The sequence below is a fragment of the Zobellia uliginosa genome (assembly GCF_018860745.1).
GTDB lineage: Bacteria > Bacteroidota > Bacteroidia > Flavobacteriales > Flavobacteriaceae > Zobellia > Zobellia uliginosa_B.
Map to the genome: position 1 here is coordinate 453497 of NZ_JAHKPY010000014.1, position 12237 is coordinate 465733.

Genomic DNA, 12237 nt, shown 5'->3' on the forward strand with positions numbered 1-12237 from the left:
ACGCCCCTATTTCAGGGGCTTTTTTAATACGTAGATTTACAATGAGTGACGCGATCAAACATGAGTGTGGTATTTCGGTAATACGGTTGCTTAAACCGTTAGAGTATTATAAGGAGAAATACGGTACGGCCTTTTATGGTGTTAATAAAATGTACCTAATGATGGAAAAGCAGCACAATCGTGGTCAAGATGGTGCGGGCTTTGCAAGTATAAAACTAGATGTTGCTCCTGGTGAGCGGTATATGAGTAGAGTGCGATCAATTGCACAACAACCTATACAGGATATATTTGCTCAAATCAACGATCGTATCAATACAACACTGCAAGAGCATCCGGAGTATGCAGATGATGTTGCAGCGCAGAAAAAGAATATACCTTATATAGGTGAAGTACTTTTGGGTCACGTGCGTTATGGTACTTTTGGTAAAAACAGTATTGAGAGTGTTCACCCGTTCTTAAGACAGAACAATTGGATGCACCGTAATATAATTGTTGCGGGTAACTTTAACATGACCAACGTTCATGAGCTATTTGATAATTTGATTCAAATAGGACAGCATCCCAAGGAAATGGCGGATACCGTAACGGTTATGGAGAAAATCGGTCATTTTTTAGATGACGCCGTTGCTAAATTATATAAGCAAATTAAGAAAGAAGGGTATTCGAAGCAGGAGGCCTCACCTATTATTGCTGATCGTTTAAAAGTACATAAAATTTTAAGGAGAGCTGCTAAAAACTGGGATGGTGGTTATGCTATGGCCGGCCTTTTAGGGCACGGTGACGCTTTTGTGCTTAGAGATCCTGCGGGAATTAGACCAACGTATTATTATCAAGATGATGAAGTTGTAGTAGTTGCTTCTGAAAGACCAGCCATACAAACGGTATTTAATGTGCCTTATGAAGAAGTAAAAGAATTAGATCCAGGTAACGCTATCATTATTAAAAAAGATGGAACTTCTTCTATAAATCAGATTTTGGAACCAAAGGAGCGCAAAGCGTGTTCTTTTGAACGCATTTATTTTTCAAGGGGCAGCGATAAGGAAATCTACCAAGAGAGAAAAATGTTGGGAAGACTTCTATTTCCTCAGATTTTGGAGTCTATAGACCATGATATAAAGAATACCGTATTTTCTTATATACCCAACACGGCAGAAACTTCTTTCTTTGGAATGGTTAGGGAAGCGCAGAATTACTTGAACAAAAGAAAAGAAGAGCAAATTCTTTCAATTGGATCAGAGATTACAAGTGATGAACTGCACGAAATTCTGGAGGTTCGTCCGCGAATAGAAAAAGTAGCCATTAAAGATGCTAAGCTACGGACCTTTATTACTCAGGATAGTAGCAGAGATGATCTTGTGGCCCACGTTTACGATATTTCTTATGGGTCTGTAAAAAAAGGAGATAACCTAGTAATTATAGATGATAGTATTGTTAGAGGAACAACTTTAAAGAAAAGTATTCTTAGGATTTTAGACCGTTTGTCTCCTAAAAAGATAATTGTTGTATCGTCCGCTCCGCAGATTAGATATCCCGATTGTTATGGTATTGATATGGCCAAGTTGGAAGATTTTATCGCTTTTAAAGCGGCTTTGGCTTTGCATGAAGATCGCTTAACAATGAATATTGTAGATGATATTTATGATAAATGTCTGGCTCAAGTAAGCAGTAAGGATACGGACGTAATAAATTACGTAAGAGAATTCTATGCTCCGTTTACGGCAGAGGAGATATCTGTTAAAATAGGGGAGTTGCTTAGTCCGGAAGGGATAAGAGCAGAAGTAGAGATTATCTATCAAAGCATAGAGGCACTTCATGAGGCGTGTCCAAAGAATTTAGGAGATTGGTATTTTACCGGAAACTATCCTACTCCGGGTGGTAACCGCGTAGTAAACAAGGCCTTCATTAATTTTTATGAAGGTAAGAACGAACGTGCGTATTAATTGACCTTATCGATGAAATGCATAAATGATGTATTTCATCGATAATATTGGCTACTTGGCGTTTTTTTAACCACTTGGACGGAGGTCAGATTAAATTTGAACTTGCCATAGCATAAGTAGGTTAAGTTCATGGTAAGATTTGGGGCAAAAAGGTGGAGTTTACTCCACCTTTTTATTTTCTACTACATTTCAAATCTGTTTATTCTTGTAATCTCAAAAAATTTCCGTTTTATATCATTTATAGTTTATGTGGCCGTCTGGGTCATTCAACTTTTGTAGAAGAGCCCTTTAACCGATTTTTATACAGTTGGGCAAAGATGTTTTTACAAAGAGTAATGCTACTGTATCTTTGGAGAACCATAGCATAAGTAGGTTAAGTTCATGGTAAGATTTGGGGAAAAAGGCGGAGTTTAACTCCGCCTTTTTATTTTCTATATTCCCAGCAATGGATTTCTTCAGAGTACGGGTTTTCGATTTTTTTCAAACATTTATTTATTGGGTAATTAAGAAATGTATTCTACATAAAATTGTATTTCAACTAGAGTTTTGTTCGTTCATCCAAAAGCTTTTTTTTAAGCCTCATGTAGCAGTACTTTTGGAGGACCATAGCATAAGTAGGTTAAGTTCATGGTAAGATTTGGGGAAAAAAGGTGGAGCTATGCTCCGCCTTTTTTATTGCCAAAATCCTCGTAAACACGCGGCCTGAAGGCACATTCGGCCTTTTTTATCAACAATTCAGTTGAAAAAAAACCCAGAATATTTCTTTTTTATTCCCCACAATACCAGTATTTTAGTATCGCCATAGCATAAGTAGGTTAAGTTTATGGTAAGATTTGGGACGAAAAGGGTGGAGACTTCTCCGCCCTTTTCTATTTTTAAAACACACAAAAAACCCATCCTGAAGCAAATCAGGATGGGTTTTTTTTAATTCTTCTTTTTTGGAAGAAACTATGTTTTACTATTACTTATTAGCAGCATATAATTCAGCTACTTTATCCCAATTAATCACATTAAAAAAAGCATTGATGTAATCTGGTCTTTTGTTCTGGTAGTTTAGGTAATAAGCATGCTCCCAAACATCAAGGCCCAAAATAGGGAAACCACTACAACCTGCTTCTGGCATTAGTGGATTGTCTTGGTTAGGAGTAGAGCAAATTTCTAACTTACCGCCTTTGTTGACACAAAGCCATGCCCATCCAGAACCAAAACGAGTACCTGCAGCACTGCTAAATTTTTCCTTAAAGCCTTCAAAAGACCCAAAGGCGCTGTCTATAGCAGCAGCAAGTTCGCCAGTAGGATTACCTCCTCCATTTGGAGACATAACCTTCCAGAAAAGAGAGTGGTTGTAAAATCCGCCTCCATTGTTTCTAACAGCAGCATTAGACATATCTAAATTCTCCAATATATCTTCAATAGATTTACCTTCTAATGGAGTACCTTCAATAGCACCGTTCAATTTAGTGGTATAACCATTATGGTGTTTTGTATGGTGAATTTCCATAGTTCTTGCATCAATATGTGGTTCCAATGCATCATATGCATAAGGTAATTTTGGTAGTTCAAAAGCCATTTTATGTATGTTTTTAGATTAAAATTTAGTGAAACCAAATTTACATTTTTTAACATACAAATTCACTATATAATTTGTTAAGAACCTCTTTAGAATTAGTATTTTGCGTAAAAAAGCACTTGCAAGACAGCACTTTTAAAATATATAATGCTTCCGCGGGCTCTGGAAAGACGCATACACTTACAAAAGAATACCTTAAAATAGTTCTTTCGTCAAGCAATCGTTTCAGTAAAATTCTTGCTATTACATTTACCAATAAGGCGGTAAATGAAATGAAACACCGAATTTTGGATAGCCTTTTCAAATTCAGCCAGGTTAATAGTGAAGTTGAAGCGCCTCCACTTTTTTTAGACCTAATGAAACAATTAGGTGTAGATTCTAACACTTTACGAAAACGTTCTAAGCAGACTCTAAAGGAGATTCTACACAATTACGCTTTTTTTGACATTTCTACTATTGATAAGTTTACGCATAGGCTTATACGAACATTTGCAAAAGATTTAAAACTACCCCAAAATTTTGAAGTGGTTTTGGATACTGATTTGTTGCTAGATGAAGCTGTTGCCAAATTAGTGCATAAAGCGGGTACGGATAAACAACTTACCCAAGTTTTGCTGGAATTTGCCCTAGAGAAAATAGACGATGATAAAAGTTGGGACATAGCTTATGACCTAGGGAATATAGGCAAGTTGCTTTTTAGGGAAAATCATGTGGAACATCTGCAAAATCTTAAGGATAAAAATATTGGTGATTTTGTAGAGCTGAAGAAAACCTTGCGTTCCAGAATAAAAGCTATTCAAGAAAGTATTGTAGGTTTTGCAACCCTTGGGCTGCAGTTAATTGAGCAAAATGGATTGGAGTTCAAAGATTTTAGGGCCGGCTATTTTCCTAAGTTTATGGATAAAATTGCGTCGGGAGATTTGGGAATGGATTTCAAGGCCGGATGGAAGCAAAATTTTGATGATCCTACTGAACTTTACAATAAGTCTACCCCAGATGCTACAAAAGCTACCATAGATGACCTACATCCGCAATTCTCTGAAATCTTCTTTAAGATAAAGCACACTTTTTATGAACTTGCCTTCTTGAAAAATGCGTATGCTAATTTAGTGCCGTTAACGGTTCTTAATGCAATTCAAAAAGAGGTCAAAAATCTACAGAACGAAAGAGATCAACTTTCAATTGCAGAGTTTAATACCATTATTTCCAAAGAAATAAAAAATCAGCCAGCACCTTTTATATATGAGCGTTTAGGAGAAAAGTATCGTCATTATTTTGTTGATGAATTTCAAGACACGTCAACTTTACAGTGGAACAACCTAATACCGCTAATTGGGCATGCTTTGGAGGGTGAGGATCTTCAAGGTAATACAGGCTCTTTGTTCTTGGTAGGTGATGCCAAACAGGCAATTTACCGGTGGCGTGGTGGTCGTGCAGAGCAATTTTTAGATTTGGTAAACGAGACTACTAGTCCATTTGCAATACCGGCCCAAACCGAATCTTTGCCTACCAACTGGCGTAGTTATGATGAGGTAATTAAGTTCAACAATGACTTTTTTACTGCTACCAGTCCTTTTTTAAACAATGCCATGTATAATGCTATGTTCGTTGAAGGTAACCAACAAGGATATAATTCTAAACAGGGAGGCACCGTTCAACTTAATTTCATTGAAAAGGATGAAGACAAAACCAAGGATGAGCAATATTGCGAAGAGGTTTTAGCTACTATTGGCGTAGTGATAGAAAAAAAATATGGCTATGAGGATATCTGTATTTTGGTAAGAGGTAACCGCCAAGGTGTGTTATTGGCAGATTTTTTAACACAGCAGGAGATACCAACTATTTCATCTGAAAGCTTACTTTTGAATAGTAGTGATAAAGTTCGCTTTTTGGGTAACCTTGTCGCATATTTAGGGAACCCCAGTAATTTAGAGATAGCCTATGAACTGCTTGCCTTTCTCTCAAAAAACGGAAAGAACAAACATCGATATATTTATGAGAATCTACATAATGTAGAGGCATTATTATTAAAAGCTTACAATCTAGATATTAGGGAATTAAAACAACTATCGGTTTATGATGGTTTAGAGCGTGCCATACGGCAATGCAACCTCGTTCAAGGCTCGGATGCCTATATCACTTTTTTTATGGATTTTGTTCTTGAAACTGAGCAAAAAGAAGGGACAGGAGTACAGGCGTTTTTGAATTTGTGGGATAAGAAGAAAGAGAAATTGAGTATTTCCGCCCCGGATAATATAGATGCGGTAAGGATAATGACTGTTCATAAATCTAAAGGTCTGGAATTCCCCATTGTTATATTCCCATTCGCCAATGAGCATATTTATAAGCGGATGGATAAAAAGATATGGCTTCCAATTAATGCCGATGCTTTTGATGGGTTTGAAGAGATTCTGGTCACCGAGAAAAAGGAAGTAGAGAACTACGGCGAAGAAGCAGCTCGGATTTATTCCGAAGAAGAGCATAAAATGGAACTTGATGCCCTTAACCTGTTATATGTTGCATTGACAAGGGCAGAGAAAGCGCTGTATATCATTACGGAAAAGGACTTGGCGAAAGGGGAACATAAAACGGATTATTATTCCGGACTGTTCATTGAATATCTAAAGGGAAAAAATCTATGGTCCGATGAAGAGTTGGTTTATAGTTTTGGTGATTTGGAAAATGCTCCTGTTGTTCATCAGATTAAAGAACAACAAAAAATAGACTACAGTTTTACTCATAAAGATAGGTCTAGTTTTAAAATATTGACAAGATCTGGAATGCTCTGGAATACGGAAAGGGAGACCGCACTTTTAAAAGGTAACCTTATACATTATATATTAGGTTTCATAGAAACGGAAGAGGATGTAGAGCCTGCTTTACAAACTGCAATACAGCAAGGAGAAATAGAAAATCAAGAAATAGAAGAGATTAGGAGCAAATTGCTACGCGTGGTAAGACACCCGGATTTGAATGTTTATTATAAGGAAGGAAGTAGGGTAAAGAATGAAAAGGACATTATTACCGCAGAAGGCAAGATATTAAGACCGGATAGAATAGTGCTTAATCAAATGAAAGCAACGCTTATAGATTATAAAACAGGTAAAACAAATCCTAAATATAAAGAGCAACTCTATTCCTATGCTGATGCTCTCAATGAGATGGGGTACGTTGTAGAGAATAAGATCATAGTTTATATTAACGAAGAAGTAACACCAGAATTCATATAATAATATGTACGGAAAAATAAAAGAACACCTAGGAAAAGAACTTACAAGTATAAAAGAAGATGGTCTTTATAAAAGTGAAAGAATAATTACTACACCACAAGGTGCAGTCATAAAGATTTCAACAGGAGAAGAGGTTATCAACTTTTGTGCAAACAACTATTTGGGGCTTTCGTCTCATCCCGAAGTAATTCAAGCAGCAAAAGATACATTAGACAGTCATGGTTTTGGAATGTCATCTGTCCGGTTTATTTGTGGAACGCAGGATATCCATAAAGAGTTGGAAAAAAAGATAGCTGATTTCTATGGTACTGAGGATACTATATTATATGCTGCCGCTTTTGATGCCAATGGTGGCGTTTTTGAACCTTTGCTATCTGCTGAGGATGCAATTATATCAGATTCGTTAAACCATGCTTCTATTATAGATGGTGTTAGATTGTGTAAGGCAAAAAGATATCGGTATGCAAATAGTGATATGGAAGATCTTGAAAAGCAATTGATACAAGCCAATGACGATCAGGCCAGATTTAAAATAATAGTAACAGACGGGGTCTTCTCTATGGATGGCCTTGTGGCACCTTTGGATAAAATTTGCGATTTAGCAGATGAGTATGATGCAATGGTTATGATAGATGAATGTCATGCCACAGGTTTTATTGGTCCAACAGGAATAGGTACCCTAGAAGAAAAAGGAGTTATGGGCCGTATAGATATTATTACCGGTACATTGGGCAAAGCACTTGGTGGAGCTATGGGTGGTTATACAACAGGTAAAAAAGAAATCATTGAAATACTGCGCCAACGCTCAAGACCTTATTTGTTTTCCAACTCCTTGGCTCCGGCTATAGTGGGTGCGTCCATCAAAGTATTCGAGCTTTTGGAAAATGATACTTCCCTTCGGGATAAGGTACAGGAAAACGCTGCGTATTTTAAAGCGGGGATGAAGAAAGCAGGCTTTGATATTATTGATGGGGAATCAGCTATTGTGCCCGTAATGCTATATGACGCAAAATTGGCGCAAGAAATGGCTAGTCGTTTGTTAGAAAAAGGAATTTATGTAATAGGATTTTTCTTCCCAGTGGTTCCAAAAGGTAAGGCAAGAATACGAGTTCAGCTGTCTGCTGCCCATGATATCAAGCATTTAGACCGTGCAATAGAGGCTTTTATCGAGGTTGGAAAGGACTTAAAAATCGTTTAAGTGCATGATTTACGGCATTAAATGCGTTAAAAAAAATAAGAAATTGATTTTGTTAATAATATTTAACAACTTACATTTGCAGCTAATAAACACTTAAACTTAAAAATTAATACATGAAACATCTTAGCAAATTATTCGTTGTTGCTGTCCTTATTATAGGCATCAATAACATGCAAGCGCAAGACGAGAATAATCCGTGGCAAGTACAATTCGGAGTTAATGCCATAGATGTGTACCCGACTAGCGATGACAATTTCCCGACACAGACTAGTTCTTTCGGTAATGAGCTTTTCAACGCTACGGATCACTGGAACATTCTTCCTTCTATTTCCTATGTTGGTGTATCTAGATCTGTAGGTGACGGTATTTCCGTTGGTGTAAGAGGGTCTTTAAACAAAATCAGCAAATTAGGTGATATTGGTGTAGACGATCTTTCTCACTACGCTTTAGATGGTACAATTAAATATAACTTCCTTAAGGAAAAAGTTGTAGATCCATTCGTTGAAGTAGGTGGTGGTTACACTTGGGTTGATGAAATTGGTGCTGGTACTGTTAATGGTGGTGTTGGTGTAAACTTCTGGTTTACTGAAAACATTGGTCTTACTGTACAGACTACTTACAAGCACGCTTTTGAAGATTACGGTCGTAAGCACTGGCAACATTTAGCAGGTATCTCTGTTAAGTTTGGTGGTACTGATACAGACGGTGACGGTGTGTATGACAAAGATGATGCTTGTCCAGAAGTTGCTGGTCTTGAAGCTTTCAACGGTTGTCCTGATGCTGACGGTGACGGAATCGAAGACAGCAAAGATGCTTGTCCTAACGAAGCTGGTTCTAAAGAAATGAACGGTTGTCCTGATGCTGATGGCGATGGAGTTGCTGATAAAGATGATAAATGTCCTAACGAAGCTGGATTGGCTAACCTAGCAGGTTGTCCTGATGCTGACGGTGACGGAGTTGCTGATGGTGACGATGAGTGTCCTAACGAAGCAGGTCCTGCTGAGAACAAAGGTTGCCCATGGCCTGATACTGACGGTGACGGTGTATTGGACAAAGATGATAAATGTCCAGAAGTTGCAGGTACTGTAGCTAACGCTGGTTGTCCTGAAGTTACTGAAGAAGTTCAGAAGCAATTGAATGACTACGCTAGAACTATCTTGTTTGACACAGGTAAGTCTTCTATCAAAGCTGAGTCTACTTCTGTAATGGTTGACATCATCACTATCTTAAAAGAGTATCCTAATGCTAAATTTACAGTAGAAGGTCACACGGATAGCGTTGGTAGCCAGAAATTGAACCAAAGCCTTTCTGAGTCAAGAGCACTTTCTGTAAAAGAGTTCTTAGTAGAAAAAGGTATTGAAGAGTTCAGATTGTCTGCTATCGGTTACGGTGAAGACAAGCCAATCGCATCTAACAACACAAGAAGCGGTAGAAAAGAAAACAGAAGAGTTGAGATTAACTTGGTAAAGTAATTCTCTTCACTAAATAAGTATAAAAGCCCTGACATTTGTCAGGGCTTTTTTTATTTTTGACTATGCAGAGTTTTCTAGAAGAAGTAGTCAAAGAAGTTTGGGAAAAACATAGTACACACGAACATATTGTTTTTGTGCTTCCCAGTAAACGTGCAGGAACTTTTCTGAAAAATGCGATTGCCAAATCTGCCGAAAGTACCTTTTTTGCTCCTGAGATATACAGTATAGAAACTTTTATTGAGCAGATTTCGGGTCTTTCCTATGCTAGTAATACGCAGCAGCTTTTTATTCTATACAATACATATTTAAAGGAAAGCACTCAAGAGAAAGACAGCTTTTATAGTTTTTCTAATTGGGCACAAACCTTATTACAAGATTTTAATGAAATAGACAGGTATTTGGTAGATGCCAAGAAACTCTTTTCAAATCTTGCAGCTATACAAGAACTCACACATTGGTCACTTCAAAAAGAGAAGACCAAAATGATGGAGGATTACTTACGTTTTTGGAACAACTTAGAGTCTTTGTACAATAATTTTAATAATGCTTTGTTGGATGTTGGCTTAGGTCATCAAGGATTAGTGTATCGTAAAGCACATATGGAGCTAGGAGACTACCTTGGGAAGAATTCAAATAAGTTCTTTGTATTCATAGGTTTTAATGCTTTAAATACTGCGGAAACAAAAATCATCCAACATATCCTTGATTTTGCGGATTCCGATATTTATTGGGACATAGATTCGTACTTTCTCGATGACAATATTCATGATGCGGGTTTCTTTTTAAGGCAACATCTTAAATCATGGGCCTACTTAAAGGAGAATGCTCTTAAGGGAGTCAGCTCACATTATTTAGGAAATAAGAAAATCAACGTAGTAGGAGTTCCAAAAGATGTATCACAAGCTAAATACACAGCACATCTGTTGGAAAACATTCATGGTGAAAAAGCTTCGGATTTAAAAAGAACGGCTGTTGTTCTGGGAGATGAATCTCTATTGAATCCCATTTTAAATTCTATTCCTGAATGTATAGAAAGGGTCAACGTAACCATGGGTTACCCTTTAAACAAGATTCCATTGGCGAGTCTATTCGACCAATTTATAAACCTCTATATCAACAGAAATGAACAAGGCTGGTTTTATCAAAATATATTATCGTTTTTAGCACACCCTTATGTTCATATTCTTTTAGGTCATGACGATGAAAATAAAACTAAGGAATCTATAGAAGAGGTTATAAAGAACAAAAACTGGGTATATATCAATTCTGAGCATATAAAAGAAGTTGAAAAAAAGAACATGGTTGCCTGTACGCTTCTTTTTCATAAGGATACACCATCTCCCAAGGAAATCTTGGGACATTGCTTAAGGGTTATTTCAGCTCTTAAAGACAGGCTTCATGATACTAAAGATGCTTTGGCATTAGAATATCTTTATCGTTATTATAATCTTTTCAATCAATTGTCCGATTTGGTGGAGAAGTATGATTTTATAACGGACCTTAAATCGTTATTAGGCCTTTATCGCGAGCTATTATCCTCTGAAACACTAGATTTTCAAGGTGAACCATTAGAAGGACTTCAGGTAATGGGAATGTTAGAAAGCCGTAACCTAGATTTTGAAACGGTAATAATTACATCTGTTAATGAGGGTATTCTACCTTCTGGAAAATCCAACAATTCTTTTATTCCATTCGATTTAAAAATACAACTAGGCCTTCCTACCTTTAAGGAGAAAGATGCTGTTTATACCTACCACTTTTATAGATTGCTACAGCGAGCAAAGAATATTTACATTCTTTATAATACTGAGCCAGACGTGTTGGAGGGAGGTGAGCGTAGTAGGCTAATAAATCAATTGCTAACGGATGAGAACAGAAGTTCTATTATTACAGAGAACGTTGCATCGCCAACTATATCGCCAAAGCGGTATACATTAGAATCTATTGAGAAGGACGCTAGCTTGTTGGATTTGATAAAGAAGCATGCATTAAAAGGATTTTCACCTACGTCATTGAGCAACTATATTCGGAACCCGATTGATTTTTACAAAAGAAACCTATTAGGGATTGATAATGTTTTGGAAGTTGAAGAAACTATAGCGGCCAATACTTTTGGAACTATAGTTCATGATACGTTAGAAGACCTTTACACCCCTTTTGTGGGTAGCATTCTATCCGAAGAAAAATTGGTGAATGCAAAAAAGGAAGTAGCAGCATCAGTGCAAAAGCATTTTGCCAAAACGTATTTGGATGGTGATATCTCTAGAGGTAAAAACCTCATTGCCTTCAACGTAGTGCTGCGGTATATAGAGAATTTCATTAATTTGGAAATCGAAGATGTCAAAAAACATCAAATAAAAATTATTGGTCTGGAGGCAAATCTAAAAGTGTCTTTGGATATTCCTTCAGTAGATTTTCCTGTACATCTAAAAGGAAAACTAGACAGAATAGATGAAGTAGACGGTACGTTGCGGATATTAGATTATAAAACGGGAAGTGTAGAACGGAGCCAATTAGAGATTGTAGATGGTGTATCCATAACCTCGGATTATAAGTTTAGCAAAGCTTTTCAGTTGCTTTGTTATGCAACTATGTACGCATCAGAAAATCCGGATCTATTTATGGAAGCCGGTATTATATCCTTCAAAAAGTTAAGTTCTGGCGTACTAAAATTCGCTACAAAAGACAAGACAGGAAATGGCGCAAAAAAAGAAACAAAAATAGGGAAAGAAACCCTTTCCCTATTTTATACTGAACTTAGTGCATTGATTGCTGAAATCTGTGATATAAATATTCCATTTACCGAGAAGGAAGTATAACCCCTATA

6 protein-coding genes are annotated in these 12237 nt (G+C 37.0%); 5 read left to right on the forward strand and 1 reads right to left on the reverse strand.

The annotated features are described in order from the left end of the window. The first annotated feature begins 41 nt into the window (after positions 1-41). Positions 42-1940: an amidophosphoribosyltransferase gene (locus KO521_RS16895; protein ID WP_215941084.1), complete on the forward strand. Its 1899-nt coding sequence runs from the start codon at positions 42-44 to the stop codon at positions 1938-1940. Between the two features lie 961 nt (positions 1941-2901). Here the strand turns inward: KO521_RS16895 and KO521_RS16900 are convergent. Continuing rightward, the gene (locus tag KO521_RS16900; protein WP_215941085.1) at positions 2902-3510 is read right to left on the reverse strand and encodes a superoxide dismutase; all 609 of its coding nucleotides are present in this window, start codon (positions 3508-3510) and stop codon (positions 2902-2904) included. Between the two features lie 119 nt (positions 3511-3629). Between KO521_RS16900 and KO521_RS16905 the strand changes: the two genes are divergently transcribed. The 4 genes from KO521_RS16905 to KO521_RS16920 all read left to right on the forward strand — a co-directional run bounded on the left by KO521_RS16905 (position 3630) and on the right by KO521_RS16920 (position 12229). Continuing rightward, positions 3630-6740, forward strand: coding sequence for a UvrD-helicase domain-containing protein (locus KO521_RS16905; RefSeq protein ID WP_215941086.1), 3111 nt, complete (start codon positions 3630-3632; stop codon positions 6738-6740). Between the two features lie 4 nt (positions 6741-6744). Continuing rightward, the gene (gene kbl, locus KO521_RS16910; RefSeq protein ID WP_215941087.1) at positions 6745-7938 is read left to right on the forward strand and encodes a glycine C-acetyltransferase; all 1194 of its coding nucleotides are present in this window, start codon (positions 6745-6747) and stop codon (positions 7936-7938) included. A 113-nt stretch (positions 7939-8051) separates the two neighbouring features. Continuing rightward, complete coding sequence (locus KO521_RS16915) at positions 8052-9410, forward strand: OmpA family protein (protein ID WP_215941088.1); 1359 nt, start codon at positions 8052-8054, stop codon at positions 9408-9410. Between the two features lie 62 nt (positions 9411-9472). After that, complete coding sequence (locus KO521_RS16920) at positions 9473-12229, forward strand: PD-(D/E)XK nuclease family protein (RefSeq protein ID WP_215941089.1); 2757 nt, start codon at positions 9473-9475, stop codon at positions 12227-12229. Positions 12230-12237: the final 8 nt, after the last annotated feature.